This is a genomic window from Chryseobacterium shigense (assembly GCF_014207845.1).
GTDB lineage: Bacteria > Bacteroidota > Bacteroidia > Flavobacteriales > Weeksellaceae > Chryseobacterium > Chryseobacterium shigense_A.
In genome coordinates, this window is sequence record NZ_JACHLC010000003.1 from 390,751 (window position 1) to 409,854 (window position 19,104).

The window sequence follows — 19,104 nt, forward strand, 5'->3', positions numbered from 1 at the left end:
ATCATAATAATTTTGTCAGAATTGAAATTCTTTTTAAATTTACACCTAACAAATGTTAGTTAGTTGAATATGGATTTTTCAGTTGAATATGTAAAGCTCAGCCAGTTGAGACAGCTTCAGTCTGACCGGTTGATAAATTTGGTCAGCTATCTTGAAGAGAGATCAGATTTTTATAAAGGGAAATTTAAAGAATCAGGAATATCTCTACAGGACATAAGGACAATTGAAGATATCACGAAACTTCCTATAACTTACAAACAGGATCTGAGAGATAATTATCCGTTTGGACTTTTTACAGTTCCGAAAAATGAGCTGCAAAGGATTCACTGTTCAAGCGGAACTACAGGAAAACCAACAGTGGTAGGCTATACTAAAGAAGATGTGGATCTTTTCAGTGAAGTAGTTGCAAGATCATTATATGCAGCAGGAGCGAGACCAGGAATGCAGTTGCACAATGCATACGGATACGGGATCTTTACCGGTGGATTAGGACTTCATTACGGGGCAGAAAAACTGGGAATGAGTGTTCTTCCTATTTCAGGAGGAATGACGGCCAGACAGGTAGATCTCATCATAGATTTCAAGCCGGAAGTAATCTGCTGTTCACCGTCTTATGCCTTAACTATCGCTGATGAATTTGCGAACCGTGGAATTTCTGCAGATGAAATCAGTTTGAAATATGCTGTTTTAGGCTCGGAACCATGGACGGAAATTATCAGAAGTCATATTGAAGAAAAATTGGGACTTCATGCAACCAATATCTACGGATTAAGTGAAATTATTGGCCCGGGAGTATCCATGGAAGATTTTGAGGAGAAAGGAGGTTCATACATTTGGGAAGATCATTTTTATCCTGAAATTTTAGATCCGGTGACCAGACAACCGGTTCCGTTCGGGGAAGAAGGCGTTCTTGTCATTACCACCTTAACGAAAAAAGCAATGCCGCTTTTACGTTACTGGACGAATGATATCACAAGTCTTTACTACGATGAAAACGGAAAAAGAACCATGGTAAAAATGAACCCCATCAAAGGAAGAGCGGATGATATGCTGATCGTAAGAGGGGTAAATGTATATCCAAGTCAGATAGAAGAAGCATTTTCCCATGTAAAAGGAGTGGTTCCGAACTACTACCTTACACCAATTGAAAAGGAACAGATGTGCGTTGCGCTGGATATTGATGTAGAAATTGATGATGAATTGGTGAAAGAACAGAAAATAGATGCCGGTACCGATGATTATGCTATTTTTGTCGGGCACTTTGGAAAAAACATAGAAAACGAAATAAAAAAGAGGGTAGGAATTACCACAAAAGTGAAAATCCATGCCCAGGACAGCCTGCCAAAATGCGAAGGTGGAAAAATTAATAGAATACTTAAAAAATAATGAATTCATTTTATAAACTTAAAACGGTAAAGGTTCAGAAAGATACTCCTGATGCGGTAAACGTAGCAGTGGAAATTCCTGAGGAGCTGAAAGATAAATTCAGGTTCAAACAGGGGCAGTATCTTAATTTCCGTATGATGATCAACGGGAATGAAGAAAGACGTTCTTATTCTATCTGCAACGCTCCGAGCGAAAAAAGCAATACACTGGAAGTTCTCGTAAAGCTTTTGGAGGGCGGAAAAGTTTCAGGATATTTCAATGAACATCTTCATATGGACGAAGTGCTGGAAGTAATGCCCCCGATGGGTGGTTTCAATACCTCTTATCACCCCACCAATGTAAAAACCTATGTAGGTTTGGCGGCGGGAAGCGGTATCAGCCCTGTTTTATCCAATATTAAAGAAAGCCTTTATCAGGAACCGAACTCTAATGCCTACCTTTTCTACAGCAACAGAAGCATGAATCATGTAATGAAAAGAGCTGAGATCGATAAGTTGGTAGAGCACTTCAACGGCAGACTGAAAGTAATTTACCTGGTAAGCCGTGAAAAACATGAAGATCCGGTATTCGAAGGGAGAATTTCTGCTGAAAAACTGGAGCAGCTATTTGAAAGATATACTGATATTGATGTAAAAGAAGCTACCTATTTCATCTGCGGACCTGCAGAAATGATTAAAGGGATTGCAGATTATTTAAAGAAAGATAAAAAAGTACCTGCCATTCAGGTTTTATTCGAATATTTTACAGCTCCTGACGAAGAGAATTCAGAAGAAATGAGCGATGAATTCAAAGCGATAGCAAATATCGAAAGTATGGTGACAGTAATCATTGATGATGATGAATATTCGTTTCACCTCAATTCCAAAAAAGAAAGTATCTTAGATAAAGCATTGAAAGACAATCTTCCTGTGCCTTTTGCATGCAAAGGAGGAGTGTGCTGTACGTGTAAAGCCGAAGTTCTGGAAGGAGAAGTTTTCATGGAGAAAAATTTCGCGCTTACCGAAGAAGAAGTAGCCAGAGGTTACGTTCTTACCTGTCAATGTCACCCGACAACGAATGTGGTGATGCTTAATTATGATGTTTAATAGAATTTGAAAATTTGAAAATGTGTTAATTTGAAAATTAATTGATGCATTCTCAAATTCTCAAATTTTCAAATTCAAAGATTTATGGACTTAGAAAAATTTGTTCAATACGTTCACGAAGAAAATAAGGTAGAGCCAAAAGATATCATGCCTGATGATTACAGGAAGCTTTTGGTACGCCAGATCTCACAGCATGCCCATTCTGAAATTGTAGGAATGCTGCCGGAAGCCAACTGGATTTCCAGAGCACCTTCATTAAGAAGAAAAATGGCCCTTTTAGCGAAAGTTCAGGATGAGGCCGGACATGGCTTATACCTATACGCTGCAACTGAAACCCTTGGAAATGGGACCATCAGAGCAGACAGGGATGCAACCTATGATGATATGCTTTCAGGAAAGGCAAAATACTCAAGTATCTTCAATTACCCTACTTTAAGCTGGGCAGATATAGGTGCTATCGGCTGGCTGGTAGATGGTGCGGCCATTATGAATCAGGTAATGCTGATGGGAAATTCTTACGGACCTTATTCAAGAGCGATGGTAAGAATCTGTAAAGAAGAATCATTCCACCAAAGACAGGGCTACGAAATCCTGATGGCACTTTGCCGTGGTACCAAACAGCAGAAAGAAATGGCTCAGGCTTCGTTAAACCGTTTCTGGTGGCCGGCTTTAATGATGTTCGGTCCAAATGATGACAGCTCTCCAAACTCTAAAATTTCTATGAATTACAGGGTAAAACGTGAGAGTAATGACAGTCTTCGCCAGAGATTTATCGACGTTACCGTTTCCCAGGCTGAGTTCTTAGGATTAACAATTCCTGATAAAGACCTGAAATGGAATGAAGAAAGACAGCACTACGATTTCGGGGAACTTCCGTGGGATGAATTTATGACAATTTTAAAAGGAAACGGACCCTGTAACAAGAAAAGATTACAGACAAAAGTAAAAGCACAGCAGGAAAACCTTTGGGTAAAAGAAGCTGCAGCAGCTTTTGCAGAAAAACAACAAAAAGAAGTAATATAATAATGTAACAATATACCAATGTAAAAATGTAACAATCAATTGTCATGCTGAGTTTGTCGAAGCATTTTATTGGTAAACCGGTACATTGATACATTGTTAAATTAATTTGACTATGGCAAATTTAGATATGTGGGAAGTGTTTATTCAGACTAAACCGGGATTATCCCACAAGCACGCCGGAACAGTTCAGGCACCAACAGCAGAAATGGCTCTGCAGAACGCAAGAGACGTTTATACCAGAAGAAAAGAAGGAACATGCGTATGGGTAGTTCCAAGTAAATATATTGTGACTTCGGAAGGAATGGATCAGGACGCATTTTTCGATCCTGCAGACGATAAATTATACCGTCACCCTACATTCTATGATATTCCTAATGATGTAAAGAATATGTAATTAAAATAAGATTAAGAGATGTGAGATATCAGATACCAGACATTATGCCTGATCTGAAATCTAATGTCTGAAATCTGAAATCTATTAAACAATGAATCCATTATATAATTATTTATTAAAATTTGCCGATGACAGTTTCATCATGGGGCAGAGATTATCCGAATGGTGTGGCGAAGGTCCCTATCTGGAGGAAGATATTGCATTGACAAACATTGCTTTGGATGAACTTGGACAGGCCAATAACTTCTACCAATATGCTTCAAGAGTTGCCGATAACGGTAAAAACGAAGATGATCTGGCATTCCTGAGATATGAGCATGAATATGTAAACGCACATTGGGTAGAACTTCCCAATGAAGATTATGCGCAGACTATCCTTAAAGTATATGTTTTCTCTGTTTATCAGAAATTGATGTACGAAGCACTGTCAAATTCTGCAGATGAAGAACTTTCCGCAATTGCTCAGAAATCTTTAAAAGAAGTAAAATACCATTACACGCACACTTCTTCCTGGATGAAAATTTTTGCTCAGGGAACAGAAGAAAGCCGTGAACGTTTGGTAAAAGCCATTGAAAATATCTGGGAATATACCAAAGGATTATTTGCGAAAGTAGAAGGAGAAGATGATTTAATTGCTCTAAACATTGCTTTAAATGTTGACGAACTGTATAAAGAATTCGTAGCGATTACAGCAAAAGATTTTCAGGAATACGGATTGGCATTTCCGGAAAACCCATTCATGCAGCCAAAATCAAGAACAGGATATCATACGGAATATTTCGGGTACATTCTTTGCGAACTTCAGTATATGCAGCGAGCTTATCCGGGATGTACGTGGTAATCAAAATGTAACAATGTAGCAGTTTAACAATGTACCAATAATTGCTAGACTGTTAGATTGATAAATTGGTACATTTTTAAAATGAATAATTTATTAAACATACTGTCCCAGGTTCCCGATCCGGAAATTCCAGTGATCGACATTGTGGAATTAGGTATTGTAAGAGACGCAAAAGTTACGGGCGAAAATACCTGCGAAGTAACAATAACGCCTACATACTCTGCCTGTCCTGCCATGTTCACCATTGAGGAAGACATTACGAAAATAATGAAGGAAAACGGCTGGGATGCAAAAGTAGTAACCAAAATGTTTCCTATCTGGACAACAGACTGGTTAACAGATCAAGCGAGAGAAAAACTCCGGGCTTACGGAATTACACCTCCCGAAAAAGGAGCAGACGAACACCACATCGGGAAACCGAAAAAATGCCCGAGATGCGGTTCAATGAATTCAAAACAGATCAGCAGGTTCGGGTCTACACTGTGTAAGGCCTCTTATCAATGCCTGGATTGCCTGGAACCTTTTGATTATTTTAAATGCCACTAAATTCATGTAACAATATAGCAATGCAACAGTTTACCAATTATGTTCAGTATCGCATTATAATTATTGCATTGTTAGACTGGTAAATTGTTACATTATAACTAAATTAGTGGATGCAATAATAAAATTAAAAACTATGTATACACAACTCGACATTGAAACGCATTTTGACGGAAAACTGAAAATTGCTTACCTCAATCAGCCTGAAACTATGAACGCGCTTACCAAGCCATCTTTATCAGATCTGAAAGATTTCATTAAAGAATGCAGCGAAGATCCTGCGGTAAGATGCGTGGCGATTTCAGGAAGAGGAAGAGCTTTCTGTTCCGGTCAGAATCTGGATGATGCTTTCGTACAGGGTAATGTACATCATGATAACGATATCATCAGAAAAATTGTGGTAGATTACTACAATCCTTTGGTAACGGAGATCACACGTTGTAAAAAACCTGTTGTGGCATTGGTAAACGGCCCTGCAGTAGGTGCTGGTGCAATGCTGGCATTAATCTGCGACTTTGTTTTAGCAGTAGATAAATCTTATTTTGCCCAGGCATTTTCAAATATCGGGCTGATTCCTGATACGGGAGGAACTTATTTCCTTCCAAAACTATTGGGAAGACAGTTAGCTAATTATTTAGCGTTTACAGGCAAAAGATTATCCGCTGAAGAATCTAAATCTTACGGTTTGGTAGCTGAGGTTTTCACTGAGGAAGAATTCGCTCCGAAATCTATGGAAATCCTTGAAAGAATGTCAAATATGCCGACTGCAGCCATTAAATTAACCAAAAAAGCCTTTGCCCAATCTTACAGCAATACATTAAAAGAGCAATTGGAACTGGAAGGCGATTTACAACAGGAAGCCGCACAGACAGAAGATTTTATAGAAGGTGTAAACGCCTTTTTACAGAAAAGAAAACCTGAATATAAAGGGAAATAATCAATTTGAAAATGAATTAATTTGAGAATTTGAAAATGAGAAATGACAAAGAAAATATTATTGTAAATAAGACTTTCGATTTTGCATTGAATATTATTGAATTTTCAGAAGAATTATATAAGGCTAACAAATTTTCTCTAGCCAATCAGATTTTTAAATCGGGAACATCAATTGGAGCTAATGTCAGAGAAGCTCAGAATGCAGAAAGCAAGGCCGACTTTATTCATAAATTAAAAATTGCTGCCAAAGAAGCTGACGAAACAGAATATTGGATTTTGCTGTGTTTACAGTCTCCACATTTACAGTCTCCGAAAGAAAAGATGGTGTCAGATTTAAAAGAAATTCTATTAATTCTGTCTAAGATTATTTCAAGTGCAAAGCTTAAATAATTTTCAAATTAACTCATTTTCAAATTTTCAAATTAAAATTATGAACGTAGGAATTATCGGTGCTGGAACTATGGGAATAGGCATTGCACAAGTAGCCGCAACAAACGGATGCAAAGTCTGGGTTTACGATGCCAATCCAAAACAGGTAGAAACAGCCACTGTAGGTTTAGAAAAAACATTAACTAAATTAGTTGATAAACAGAAAATTTCGGCAGAAAAAATGTCTGAAATGTTAGCCAATATTTCTATCGCTACAGAATTGAAAGACTTCAAAGATTGCGAACTGATTATTGAAGCCATCATCGAAAACAAAGACATAAAAACCAAAGTATTTACAGAATTGGAAACCCATGTTTCCGAAACCTGTATCATCAGTTCCAATACATCCTCCATTTCTATCACCTCTCTGGGTGCAGAACTAAAGAAACCCGAACGTTTCATCGGAATTCACTTTTTCAATCCGGCTCCGCTGATGCCTTTGGTTGAAATCATTCCATCACTGTTAACAGAAAAATCATTAGCTGAAAAAATGTATACCCTCATGAAAGAATGGGGTAAAATGCCTGTAATTGCTAAAGATATCCCGGGATTTATTGTCAACAGGATTGCCCGCCCTTACTATGGTGAAGGTTTGAGAATTGTTGAAGAAAATATCGCAACCCCCGAACAGGTAGACGAAGCTATGAGGACCCTCGGAAATTTCAAAATGGGACCATTTGAACTCATGGATTTAATTGGAGTTGATGTAAATTTTGCAGTAACAACAACCGTTTACAAAGACTATTTCTACGACCCGAAATACAAACCGTCTCTGCTTCAGCAAAGAATGTCCGAAGCCAGACTTCACGGCAGAAAAACCGGAAAAGGGTTCTATAATTACGCTGAAGGAGCAGAACAACCAGTTGCTCAGAAAGATGATGCTTTATATCAGCAGATCTTTTTGAGAATTATTTCAATGCTTATCAATGAAGCAGTAGAAGCTAAAAGATTAGGCGTTGCCAACGATGAGGATATTGAACTGGCCATGCAGAAAGGAGTAAACTATCCGAAAGGATTATTAAGCTGGGGAAAAGAAATCGGCTATTCAAAAATCTCAGAAACCCTCCAAAACCTTTACGCAGAATATCAGGAAGAAAGATACAGACAGAGCCCTTTACTTCGTAAAATGTAATAAAAAAATGTAACAATGTATCAGTCTAATAATGTAACAATCATCGATCTGAGCATAGGTTAAGAGCTATTTATTGGTAAACTGTTACATTGATAAATTGTTAAATTAAAAATATGACGCCGAGACAAGTTGCAGATTATATGTTCAATCAGGATTATTTTTCCCAATGGATGAATATTAAAATGATTGAAGTCAGAGAAAATTATTGTTTAATAGAGATGCCCATCAAAAAAGAAATGTTGAATGGGCTTAAAACCGTTCACGGAGGAGTTACATTTGCCTTTGCAGATTCTGCACTCGCATTTTCATCCAACAATTCAGGAGATGCAGCCGTTGCCCTGAACTGTATCATCAATTTTACCAAAGCCGGAAAAGAAGGTGATGTTTTCAGAGCAGAAAGCATTCTTGTTAATGATACCAGGAAAACTGCGGTTTACGACATAAAGATCACCAATCAAAATAATGAACTGATCGCAAAATTCGTCGGAACTGTTTACAAAATAGGAAAAAAAGTAACAGAATTATAATGAGAAATCTTATAGATTTTGGGAAATATAATAGAAGGAGAATAATTTTATCCAACGCTCAAAAACTATCTGTGACTAATAAAGTCGTGATAGGTTTAGGCTTTTTATTGTTTGCATTTTTGATAATAAATATAAATGGTAATCCTGTCCACAATTATGTGGCTCTCGGAATAATAGTGTTAATATTTTTAGCCCAGATAATACAACTATCAATAAATGATGTTAAGCAGCTGAAACTTATAGTACCGGATTATAAGGCTAATATGCTATCAGTAGATTGGATGCATTATAAATTAATTCATGAATATAATCTTAAAATTGGGCAGAGTGATTTAGTTAATTTAGGTTTAGAAGATTTAAATTACAATATGTTGATTGTTGAAGCAAATAAGCCAATAAAACCAAGTTTCAATTATAATATTCCAATTATATTGATTAGTGTAATAAGTTTGATTTTAGCAAATTATTCACCTTTATTCCAGTTTATAAAGTTAGATGGGATAAATGATCAGGCAATATTATTAGCTCTAAAAAACATATGGAAAATACTGACTATTGTTATAATTATGTTCTTATTTATTATTTTCAGTTCATTTTATTTTTCATACATATATTATGATTCTGCTAAAGGTAAATATGAACAATATTTACAAAAAAAAGAATTAATAAATTTTTTAATATTTCACAAAAATAACCCTGAATTAAATAATTAAAATGACAAATAGTGTTTATATAATAGATTATATACGTACTCCTATTTCAAAATTGACTGGGGGTCTTTCGGAAGTAAGAGCCGATGATTTGGCCGCAGTGGTTATCAAAGAAATTATAGCGAGAAACCCTGAGATACCTGCAGAAGAAATTGAAGACGTTATTTTCGGATGTGCCAACCAGGCAGGAGAAGATAACCGTAATGTAGCTCGTATGGCCCTTCTCTTAGCTGGACTTCCTTATAAAATCGGAGGTGAGACCGTAAACAGGCTTTGTGCTTCAGGAATGTCTGCAGTAGCTAATGCTTTCCGTTCCATTGCTGCTGGAGAAGGAGAAATTTATATTGCAGGTGGAGTAGAGCATATGACACGTTCCCCTTATGTAATGTCTAAACCGGGTTCCGCTTTCGGAAGAGACAGCCAGATGTTTGATACCACTTTCGGATGGCGTTTTGTCAATCCGAAAATGAAAGAACTGTACGGTGTTGACGGAATGGGAGAAACAGCAGAGAACCTTGCGGATATTCACAATATCAGCAGAGAAGATCAGGATAAATTTGCCCTTTGGTCTCAGCAGAAAGCTACAAAAGCTCAGGAAAGCGGAAGACTGGCCGAAGAAATTGTAAGCGTTGAAATTCCACAGAAAAAAGGCGAACCTAAAATTTTCGATACAGACGAATTCATTAAGCCGACATCCTCCATGGAAGGTCTTGCCAAACTTCGTCCTGCTTTCAGAAAAGAAGGAACTGTAACTGCCGGGAATGCTTCGGGAATGAATGATGGTGCAGCTGCCCTTATCCTTGCAAGCGAAGAAGCCGTGAAAAAATACGGTTTAAAACCAAAAGCTAAAATCTTAGGCTCTGCAGTAGCTGGCGTAGAGCCAAGAATTATGGGAATCGGACCGGTAGAAGCTACACAGAAACTATTGAAAAGATTAAACCTTTCCCTTGATGATATGGATGTCATTGAGCTGAACGAGGCATTTGCAGCACAGGCTTTAGCCGTAACCAGAAGTTTAGGATTAAAGGATGATGATTCAAGGGTGAATCCAAACGGAGGAGCGATTGCTATTGGTCATCCACTGGGAGTTTCCGGAGCAAGAATCATAGGTTCTGCTGCTATTGAATTGGAAAAGCAAAACAAGAAATACGCATTATGTACCCTTTGCATCGGTGTAGGACAAGGTTATGCAATGGTAATAGAAAAAGTATAAATCAATTTGAAAATGAGCCAATTTGAGAATTTGAAAATATTTTGCGATGTTTTTAATTTTCAAATTGGCACATTCTCAAATTTTCAAATTAAATATAAAATGAACATCTACTCATATCATGGTATACGCCCCATTATAAAACCTTCTGCCTATATTCATCCGCAGGCGGTGATTATTGGGAATGTGGAAATCGGTGAAGAAGTATATATCGGGCCCAATGCCGTGATCCGTGGTGACTGGGGAAAAATCATCATTAAAGACGGAGCCAACGTCCAGGAAAACTGTACACTCCATGTTTTCCCGAATATTGAAACCATTCTTGAAGAATCTGCCCACATCGGGCATGGTGCAATTATCCACTCAGGACATATCGGTAAAAACTGCCTTGTAGGCATGAATTCCGTAGTGATGGATAAGGCTGTGATCGGTGACGAATGTATCATCGGGGCTTTAGCTTTCGTTCCCGCTAATTTTAAATGCGAGCCGAGAAAACTTATCGTAGGAAGTCCTGCAAAAATTATCCGCGATGTTTCCGATGAGATGATCCATTGGAAAACAGAAGGAACCAAACTGTACCAGCAGCTGGCAAGGGAAGGAAAAGAAGCGATCCTTCCATGCGAACCGTTCTCTGAATACGTGGAGCAGATTCCTACCAAAACAGTTGATTACAGCATCTGGGCAGATTTGAAATAAACTACTAGCCTTACAGGTCTCAGAGCCTGTGAGATTTTATAAAATGAAAACTAATATGATCAAAAGACTTCTCATTTTTTGCGGTATCCTGTTTACATTTCACTTTATGGTTTCGGCCCAGAATGAAAATGTAAAACCTTTGTCTATCGGAGAAATACGAACAGTAAAATCCCAAATATTAAACGAAGACAGAACCTTAAATATCTATCTTCCACAGAATTTTGATAAAAGCAAATCATACCCCGTTATCTACCTTCTAGACGGTTCACTTAATGAAGATATCATCCATGTCTCAGGGCTGGTGCAGTTTTTCAACTTAATGTATGCAATGCCGGAAACCATTGTGGTAGGTATTGCCAATATCGACAGAAAAAGGGATTTTACCTATCATACAGATCTGAAAGATTTACAGCAGGATTATCCTACAACAGGTCATTCCGATAAATTCATCAGATTTTTGGAAGAAGAGCTGCTGCCTTACATAGGAAGCCAATACAAAACAACAGATAAATATTTGTTCGGGCAGTCGCTGGGTGGACTTCTCGCCACAGAAATCCTTTTCAAAAAGCCGGAAATGTTCAACAATTATTTTATCATCAGTCCAAGCTTATGGTGGGATGATCAGAGCCTGCTGAAACAGGCACCGCAGTTACTTTCCAAAAGCCCGGATACAAAGAAATTTATCTACGTGTCTGTAGGAAAAGATGAACATCCGGTAATGGTAAAAGACGCACAATCACTTTATAATGTTCTTAAAAAAGCCGGAAAGAAAAACTGGACGGTTGAATATAAAGTGATGGAAACAGACAATCATGCTACCATTCTTCACAGAAGCCTGTACGAAGGTTTAGTAAAAATGTTTCCTTATAAAGAGCCAAAATAAATTTAAAATGCAACAATGTGAAAATGTATCATTATAACAATTGGTAAACTGTTAAATTGATACATTGTTAAATTCAAATACCATATGGAAAAACTAAAAAACTATATCTACGGAGAATGGATAGAAGGTACCGGAAACGGAACCCCTTTATACAATGCCGTTACAGGAGAGCAGGTAGCCGTTTCAGATACAGAAGGGCTTAATTTCGAACAGGCCCTTGACTATGGAAGAACAGTAGGCTACAAAAACCTTTCCTCCATGACATTCTACGACAGAGGTGAAATGCTGAAAAAAGTGGCTCTTTACCTTTTGGAAAGAAAGAAAAAATATTACGAACTATCATATAAAACCGGAGCTACCCACGCAGATTCATGGGTAGATATAGAAGGAGGTTTCGGGACCTTCTTTACCTATTCCGGACTGGCAAAAAGAATGCTTCCAAATACACCGTTCTGGGTAGACGGAGAAACTCAGAAAATTTCGGCTAACGGAACCTTTCTGGGAACTCATATTCTGACACCAAGTGAAGGAGTTTCTATACAGATCAATGCTTATAACTTCCCGGTTTGGGGAATGTTGGAAAAATTATCAACATCATTATTGGCGGGCGTTCCTTCTATTGTAAAGCCTTCTCCTTTTGGCTCTTACCTTACGAACGCTGTTTTTCAGGATATGATTGAAAGCGGTATTCTTCCGGAGGGAGCCGTTCAGTTGGTTTGTGGTGATCCGGGAAATATTCTGGATTACGTTCAGGACGGAGATTCTGTACTGTTCACCGGCTCTGCCAATACAGGAAGAAAGCTGAAATCAATGCCTTCCATTGCCGGAAATGCAGTGCGTTTCAATATGGAAGCAGATTCACTGAACTGTTCTATTCTCGGCCTGGATGCGAAACCCGGTACTCCGGAATTCGATCTGTTCATCAAAGAAGTACGTAACGAAATGACGACTAAAGCAGGTCAGAAATGTACCGCTATCAGAAGAATCATTGTTCCTGAGCACCTTGTAGGAGATGTCCAGAATGCTCTATCTAAAGCTTTAGATCAAACCAAAATCGGAAACCCATTGAGCAGGGAAACCAGAATGGGGTCTCTTGTAGGAAAGCAGCAATATGATGAGGTCGTAAGAAAAGTAAATATCTTAAAAGCAGAAACAGAACTGGTGTACGATGGAAAACACGAACTTGTGGATGCAGATTACGATAACGGTGCATTTATGAGCCCTAAATTATTCCTGAACGATAAACCTTTCGAAAAAAATATCTCTCACGATGTAGAAGCTTTCGGACCGGTTTCTACCTTAATGCCCTACAAAGATGCGGAAGAAGCTGCAGCTCTGGCAAAAAAAGGAAAAGGAAGTCTGGTAGGATCTATTGTTTCCCATGACGAAAACTTTATTGCGGAAACTTCATGGAAAATGGCTTCCCAGCACGGAAGAATTTTCGTACTGAACAGGGATAACGCCAAAGAAAGTACAGGTCACGGTTCACCGCTTCCTACACTGATGCACGGAGGTCCGGGAAGAGCCGGAGGAGGAGAGGAGATGGGCGGACTGAACGGTCTTCATTTCTTCCTTCAGAAAACAGCAATTCAGGGGTCACCGGATACTTTAACGGCAATTACTAAAATTTACCAGCAGGGTGCGGAAAAGAAATTCTCAGACAAACATCCTTTCCAGAAATATTTTGAAGAAGTTGAGGTAGGAGATTCACTGGAAACAGCAGGAAGAACCGTTACCGATGCAGACATCGTTAATTTCTCCAATGTTTCATGGGATCATTTCTATGCCCATACTGATGCTACAAGTTTAACAGGAACTATTTTTGATAAAACGGTTGCTCACGGATATTTTATCCTTTCGGCAGCGGCAGGATTATTTGTTTCAGGGAAAAAAGGACCTGTTATTGCAAATTACGGACTGGAAAACTGTTCATTCTTTAAACCTGTATATGCAGGAGACACCATTACGGTTTATTTAACGGCAAAAGAGAAGATCAACAGAGGTGTAAAAGGAAGAAATATTCCTTCCGGTGTTGTAAAATGGCTGGTTGAAGTCGTGAATCAAAGAGATGAGGTAGTTTGCGTGGCGACCATCTTAACCCTTGTGGCAAAACATTCGCCTTTTATTGATCTGAATGTGAAAAATGTTCAGAAAATACTGAATGGTTTAACCGAAAATACCCAGTCAAGCTGGGGCAAAATGTCTCCTCAGCAAATGATCGAGCATCTGGAACATGGTGTTCTGGTAAGCCTTGGAGAACCGGAAGCAGACAAATGTTTCACTCCGGAAGAGCAATTGGAAAAATGGCAGGATTCCCTTTATAACCACAGAAAAATGCCAAAAGATTTCCCCGCTCCTTTTCTTGCTGAAGATGAATCTTTATTAGAGTTAAAGCATAAAAATCTTGAAGCCGCCAAACAGTCTTTTGTTGATACTCTGAAAAGATATTCAGTTTATTACAAAGAAAATCCGCAGGCAGAACATATGAATTTTGTATTCGGAAAACTGAATAAAGAAATGTGGGAGCTGATGCACAAAAAGCATTTTACCCATCATTTTGAACAGTTCGGATTAATTTAATATTATAAAAATATAAAAGTCATAAAAGGAAATTGATTAACTTTTATGACTTTTTCATAATACACAAATTTATTAATGAAAACCAATATCTGTTATTACCTTGTTTTAGCTTTATTTCTTGTCTGCTGTGTTTCCAAAAAGAAAAATATGGCCAAGACAGAATATGAACCGCTTGCCGGAATTTCATATCCAATGGAAGAAGATGAGAGGAAATATTGGGATTCTTTATGTAACGCGGAAGAAAAGAAGGCCGTTCAAGATATTAAAAACAACAATATTTTTTACACCCATGTTTATGGCATGGTTGAAATGTACCGAAGTGATCATGAAATAGATTCTCTTTTGGCATTATATTCCATTAAACCTAGAGAAAGCCTTTATTACTGTACAGTGCCCGTTTCAAAACAGAATTGTTACGGCAAAAGAATGCAGGAAGAAATTGTCAGAAGACATGGCGAAAACTTTATCGATTCTTTAAGAAAAGTAGCAGACATTTCTTATGTGAAAAAAAGGAAAAACGAAATTTTTAGTTTTGAAGAATGTGATATGAATTCACGCTATGCAAAATCAAACGATTACAGTGAAGCGCTTGACCTGGTAGAAAAAGACTTTTGGAAAACAACCGAATATCCGGACGAATTTGCTTTCAGAAAAGAAAAAGATTTATATTCGTCAATGGAAGCTAATTTCATACTTCAAAAAGACGGCAGTATTTCCGAACCTAAAGTAGAGATCAGATTTCAGAATGAAAATAACTATCAGTTTTCAGGATATTTTATAAAAAAACTTAAGGATTTTGTGAAAAATTCAAAATGGAAACCGGCTACCTCAGTAGGAATTCCTGTAAACAGTGAAATGAACGTATTAATATTTTTTAAATAACCGAAATGAAAAAAAAATTAAGCTTTATAATGCTGTGTCTTTCTGCAGTACTTTTTGCACAGCAAAACATCAGTGAAAAAAATCAGGTAGATAAGAAACTTGTAGGAATCTGGAAAGGTGAAGAAGATGACCAGCAGATTGCCGGAATGCATAAAAGCTGGATCATGCATCGTTCAGATGACGGGAGATTCCTCCTGCTGTTTGTTGCTGTACAGGATGGCAAGACTACAACTTTTACAGAAAGAGGGCAATGGTGGGTTGAAAATGGTAAGTTTTATGAGCTTCATAAAGAAGACGGTAAAACTGATGTTTATGACTATCAGGTTTTAGATAAAGATCATATCAAATTTAAAGCGGTTGAGATGTCTCTTGAGCAGAATAATGAAAATTATGAATTCATAGATACAAGAATGGAAGAATAATTCTGTTCAGGTATATTAATATAATAATGTAGCAGTTTTATCATAAATTGCTGCATTGTTTTTTTATTACTTTCCAATGAAAACATTTGCTGATAAAGTTATAGAATTCAATATGAGCTTACAGTTCCCGGGAAATCTTCCCGATGGATTTGAAGTCATGAACCCGTATCTGGATAATCCGGAAACCATAACAGTCATGCAGGAATTTTACCATCAATATTATAATGATCTGAACCGGAGGAAATTCATCATCGGGATCAATCCCAGCCGGCATGGAGCAGGAGTTACCGGAGTTCCCTTTACCGACACCAAAAGACTTGAATCGGTCTGCGGAATCAAAATGCAATCGGCCCATACCCATGAAGTTTCTTCAGTTTTTGTCTATGATATGATTGCTGAATACGGCGGTGCGGAAGAATTCTATAAAGATATTTACATCAATTCACCTTTTCCGCTGGCTATTGTAAGAAAAACAAAAACAGGATGGCTGAATGCAAATTATTATGATGACAATAAACTTTTCAAGGCAGTAAAAGATTTTATGATAGATTCCCTGAAGAAGCATATCAGCATGGGAGTGGACACTTCCGAAGTTTTTATCCTCGGTAAAAAGAATGCCGAATTTATTTCAGCACTGAACAAAGAAGCCCGGTTATTTGAAACCATGACTGTTCTTGAACATCCAAGATATATCCAGCAATACAAGACAAAAGAAAAGCAACTTTATATAGACAAATATATTTTAGCACTGAAAAAACAAAAATCCCCTGAATAATTCGGAGGATTTCTCATTTATGCATTAGAATCTTTTCGCGGCACAAATCACTTATAAAAATTTTATTTTTTGATGATTTTGGAAGATCCTGATGATGTTTTAAGGATATAAACGCCATTCGGAAGTTCTGATAGATCTGCCTCATTGGTTCCTTTTTTCATTTCCAGGCCTTTCAGGAGCTTTCCGTCCTGACTGTAAAGTTCAGCCCGGGCATTATTATCTTCCGTTGTAATGGAAATAGGACCATTCGTAGGATTAGGATAAATACTCATTGCCTTTTTTGAAGAAACAGTTTCGTTTGTTGACAGTACAATACCGGAATCTTTTACCCAGGTGAAAGCGTCCAGCCCTGCATATCTGTAATTTCCGCCTAATGTTATCTGCAGCTGATCAATGATGATATTTGAATAATTCTGGCCATTCAGGTTCGTAAGATCAATCAGGGTATATCCGTTCGAGGATGCTGTAGATGTTGTAAATCCTGTAGTTTTCGTTTGTGTGAATTTAGTTACGCCACTCAGCTTTCCTGTAACGGTTAAAGTTCCCGCTACCGCTAAATCCAGATTAAGAGCTGAAAGATAAATCCAGAATCTGTTTACTTTAAACAAATTAGATGTGGTTTTGATACTGAAAGACGGAGGTGATGCCGTATCATTGGAATTATCAATATACCTGTTGTCATTGCCTGTTCCGTTCCAGCCTGTTCCCGGATAATTTCCCTGGATGTCGAAAATCCCCACATGAGAAATGATATTAAAAATCACCCCGTTGTCTGTAAAACTGGCGCTTCCATGTGACTCCGTTTCAAATTGCTCTGTACTGGTCTGCCCGAAAGAAAATAAAGATATGAACAGACTACAAATGGTTAAAAAAATAGTTCTTTTCATGATTTAGGTTTTAAAATAGGTTTGTTTTTAACTTCGCGGAGGATAAATTCCTTCAACGCAAATGATATAGTTTAGCCCTAAGTAAGGCGGCATATTATTCATCGGAAGATTTTGTCCGATGTATGAGATAGATTTCGCATTAACAGCTGTATCCGGATCTGCCTGTACAAAACTTGGCACTGCATTAAAATCTCTTCCTACCTGTGTCCCGGTTATCGCAACGGAAGTGCTGGCTGAAGGCGTTGATACCGTTGCGTTCGCATTAGCAACTTTCAGTTGAAATCCCGCTCCGATACTAGGGATATTTTGTGCCAGGATTGTATTTTGTGTGGTTCCTGCAACTACGCCCAGAGGATAATATTCATTGGCATTTACATTTCCGGCCCCTAATGCCATACGGCCTTTCAGATTAGGCAGTGCAAAAGTATCTATGCCGTTTCCTCCGTAAGTTGTTCCCAGGATGGAAAACAAAGCGCTGTTGTTTGAGATTCTTAACAGGCTTCCGTCACAAAACATCCAGCCTCTTGGTGCAAAATTTCCTGCAAATAGTTTTACAATTCCAATGTACTCGTCCATGATAATAGTTTTTCAGTTATTAAATTTTCCTACTCTGTTTTAGGCTTTTCGGATTCCGCCGGTGCTTGTTAGTTTTTTGATAAGTCAAAGGAACAACATATAAAAAGGCAGTACTAGAGTAGAAAACACCAAATTGAAGACTCCGTATTTATACGTAATGAATGTCTTTATTTCCTGATGGATAAAGCGTTTTTAATACAGTAAGTACGTTATTTTATATGTGTATATAATATGTAATTTGTGCCTGATAATTTTCTCTGTAAGAGCGGTATTTAGTATTTTTGTAAGAATCCAATTAAAATAAAAATGAACGAATTCGTAGCATCAGAAATTAAAAACAATATCGCCGAAATTACATTCGGAACACTAAAAAGCAACTCACTTCCCGGAGCTATCCTGGAAAAACTGGCTAAGACCATTCTGGATGAAGGAGCTAAAGAAGAGGTAAAAGCCATATTAGTAAAAAGTGAAGGAGAAAAGGCATTCTGTGCAGGAGCAAGCTTTGATGAACTTTTAGCTATTGAAGAGCTGGAAGCATCTACTCAGTTTTTCGGGGGATTTGCCAAAGTTCTTAATGCAATGAGAAACTGCGGAAAAATAGTGGTGGTGAGAGTTCAGGGAAAAACAACCGGCGGAGGTGTTGGAATTGCCTGCGGTGCAGATTACTGTTTTGCTACTAAAGATTCAGCTTTGGCCCTTACAGAGATTAATTTAGGGATCGGGCCTTTCGTAATCGGGCCTTATGTAGAAAGAAAAATTGGGAAATCACAGTTTTCTGCAATGGCTATTGATGCAGATTTCAGATCGGCAGAATGGGCAGAACAGCATAATATTTACCATTCCGTATCCGAAAATATTGGAGAAATGGATGCTAAGCTGGAAAAATTCATGCAGACATTAGCTTCCAGAAGCAGTGATGCACTGGCTCTGATTAAAAAAGTATCCTGGGAAGGAACAGAACATTTCAATGAACTGATGCCGGCAAGAATCCACATGAGTGCAAGCTTAATTCTTGAAGATTCTGCCAAGAAAAATATTGAATCTATTAAAGAAAGATTAAGAGTAAAATAAATTATTTAGCCATAATAATACGGCCGCTGATAGTTTCAGCGGCTTTTTTATGGATTACATCAGAAAACCTGACTAATTTTAAAAAAAATAATTGGTGGATTAAAAATAAATTATAA

At 37.8% G+C, this 19,104-nt stretch carries 21 protein-coding genes; 19 read left to right on the forward strand and 2 right to left on the reverse strand.

Annotation, left to right across the window (positions count from 1 at the left end; genetic code table 11):
- Positions 1-69: 69 nt before the first annotated feature.
- The 18 genes from HNP36_RS14580 to HNP36_RS14665 all read left to right on the forward strand — a co-directional run bounded on the left by HNP36_RS14580 (position 70) and on the right by HNP36_RS14665 (position 16,454).
- Entirely contained in the window at positions 70-1,386 is a 1,317-nt protein-coding gene (locus tag HNP36_RS14580; RefSeq protein ID WP_184165071.1) for a phenylacetate--CoA ligase family protein, read from the forward strand.
- Positions 1,386-2,471 (forward strand): 2Fe-2S iron-sulfur cluster-binding protein, encoded by a 1,086-nt coding sequence (locus HNP36_RS14585; RefSeq protein ID WP_184165074.1) that lies wholly within the window; start codon positions 1,386-1,388, stop codon positions 2,469-2,471. The genes HNP36_RS14580 and HNP36_RS14585 overlap by 1 nt, the downstream gene beginning before the upstream one ends.
- Before the next feature lie 84 nt (positions 2,472-2,555).
- Complete coding sequence (gene paaA / locus HNP36_RS14590) at positions 2,556-3,494, forward strand: 1,2-phenylacetyl-CoA epoxidase subunit PaaA (RefSeq protein ID WP_184165078.1); 939 nt, start codon at positions 2,556-2,558, stop codon at positions 3,492-3,494.
- A 112-nt stretch (positions 3,495-3,606) separates the two neighbouring features.
- Positions 3,607-3,888 (forward strand): 1,2-phenylacetyl-CoA epoxidase subunit PaaB, encoded by a 282-nt coding sequence (gene paaB, locus HNP36_RS14595; protein ID WP_184165081.1) that lies wholly within the window; start codon positions 3,607-3,609, stop codon positions 3,886-3,888.
- A 91-nt stretch (positions 3,889-3,979) separates the two neighbouring features.
- Complete coding sequence (paaC, locus tag HNP36_RS14600) at positions 3,980-4,729, forward strand: 1,2-phenylacetyl-CoA epoxidase subunit PaaC (RefSeq protein ID WP_184165084.1); 750 nt, start codon at positions 3,980-3,982, stop codon at positions 4,727-4,729.
- Positions 4,730-4,810: 81 nt separating this feature from the next.
- The gene (gene paaD, locus HNP36_RS14605; RefSeq protein ID WP_184165087.1) at positions 4,811-5,275 is read left to right on the forward strand and encodes a 1,2-phenylacetyl-CoA epoxidase subunit PaaD; all 465 of its coding nucleotides are present in this window, start codon (positions 4,811-4,813) and stop codon (positions 5,273-5,275) included.
- A 133-nt stretch (positions 5,276-5,408) separates the two neighbouring features.
- Entirely contained in the window at positions 5,409-6,209 is an 801-nt protein-coding gene (locus tag HNP36_RS14610; protein ID WP_184165090.1) for an enoyl-CoA hydratase/isomerase family protein, read from the forward strand.
- A 35-nt stretch (positions 6,210-6,244) separates the two neighbouring features.
- Positions 6,245-6,598, forward strand: a complete 354-nt coding sequence (locus HNP36_RS14615; protein WP_184165093.1) for a four helix bundle protein — start codon at positions 6,245-6,247, stop codon at positions 6,596-6,598.
- 40 nt (positions 6,599-6,638) lie between these two features.
- Positions 6,639-7,769, forward strand: coding sequence for a 3-hydroxyacyl-CoA dehydrogenase NAD-binding domain-containing protein (locus HNP36_RS14620; protein WP_194304140.1), 1,131 nt, complete (start codon positions 6,639-6,641; stop codon positions 7,767-7,769).
- A gap of 113 nt (positions 7,770-7,882) precedes the next feature.
- Positions 7,883-8,296 (forward strand): PaaI family thioesterase, encoded by a 414-nt coding sequence (locus tag HNP36_RS14625; protein ID WP_184165100.1) that lies wholly within the window; start codon positions 7,883-7,885, stop codon positions 8,294-8,296.
- Positions 8,296-9,009 carry a hypothetical protein gene (locus HNP36_RS14630; protein ID WP_184165103.1) on the forward strand — a complete coding sequence of 238 codons (714 nt, stop codon included), beginning with the start codon at positions 8,296-8,298 and terminating at the stop codon, positions 9,007-9,009. Before HNP36_RS14625 ends, HNP36_RS14630 begins: the two co-directional genes overlap by 1 nt.
- A gap of 1 nt (position 9,010) precedes the next feature.
- Positions 9,011-10,219, forward strand: a complete 1,209-nt coding sequence (gene pcaF / locus HNP36_RS14635; protein ID WP_184165106.1) for a 3-oxoadipyl-CoA thiolase — start codon at positions 9,011-9,013, stop codon at positions 10,217-10,219.
- Positions 10,220-10,318: 99 nt separating this feature from the next.
- A complete protein-coding gene (locus tag HNP36_RS14640; protein WP_184165109.1) occupies positions 10,319-10,912 on the forward strand; it encodes a transferase hexapeptide repeat family protein in 594 nt (197 codons plus the stop codon).
- A 55-nt stretch (positions 10,913-10,967) separates the two neighbouring features.
- Positions 10,968-11,795, forward strand: coding sequence for an alpha/beta hydrolase (locus HNP36_RS14645; RefSeq protein WP_184165112.1), 828 nt, complete (start codon positions 10,968-10,970; stop codon positions 11,793-11,795).
- A gap of 84 nt (positions 11,796-11,879) precedes the next feature.
- On the forward strand, positions 11,880-14,375 hold the full coding sequence (paaZ, locus tag HNP36_RS14650; RefSeq protein WP_184165115.1) for a phenylacetic acid degradation bifunctional protein PaaZ: 2,496 nt from the start codon (positions 11,880-11,882) through the stop codon (positions 14,373-14,375).
- A 75-nt stretch (positions 14,376-14,450) separates the two neighbouring features.
- A complete protein-coding gene (locus tag HNP36_RS14655; protein ID WP_184165118.1) occupies positions 14,451-15,257 on the forward strand; it encodes a hypothetical protein in 807 nt (268 codons plus the stop codon).
- Positions 15,258-15,262: 5 nt separating this feature from the next.
- The gene (locus tag HNP36_RS14660) at positions 15,263-15,679 is read left to right on the forward strand and encodes a hypothetical protein (RefSeq protein WP_184165121.1); all 417 of its coding nucleotides are present in this window, start codon (positions 15,263-15,265) and stop codon (positions 15,677-15,679) included.
- A gap of 76 nt (positions 15,680-15,755) precedes the next feature.
- Positions 15,756-16,454: an SMUG2 DNA glycosylase family protein gene (locus tag HNP36_RS14665; protein WP_184165125.1), complete on the forward strand. Its 699-nt coding sequence runs from the start codon at positions 15,756-15,758 to the stop codon at positions 16,452-16,454.
- A gap of 62 nt (positions 16,455-16,516) precedes the next feature.
- Here the strand turns inward: HNP36_RS14665 and HNP36_RS14670 are convergent, their stop codons facing one another.
- Together HNP36_RS14670 and HNP36_RS14675 are read right to left on the reverse strand one after the other, a co-directional pair.
- Entirely contained in the window at positions 16,517-17,341 is an 825-nt protein-coding gene (locus HNP36_RS14670; protein ID WP_184165128.1) for a T9SS type A sorting domain-containing protein, read from the reverse strand.
- A gap of 27 nt (positions 17,342-17,368) precedes the next feature.
- The gene (locus HNP36_RS14675; protein WP_184165132.1) at positions 17,369-17,917 is read right to left on the reverse strand and encodes a phage tail protein; all 549 of its coding nucleotides are present in this window, start codon (positions 17,915-17,917) and stop codon (positions 17,369-17,371) included.
- A 306-nt stretch (positions 17,918-18,223) separates the two neighbouring features.
- On the opposite strand from HNP36_RS14675, the gene HNP36_RS14680 reads away from it, so the two are divergent.
- The gene (locus HNP36_RS14680; protein ID WP_184165136.1) at positions 18,224-18,988 is read left to right on the forward strand and encodes an enoyl-CoA hydratase/isomerase family protein; all 765 of its coding nucleotides are present in this window, start codon (positions 18,224-18,226) and stop codon (positions 18,986-18,988) included.
- The last annotated feature ends 116 nt before the right edge of the window (positions 18,989-19,104 follow it).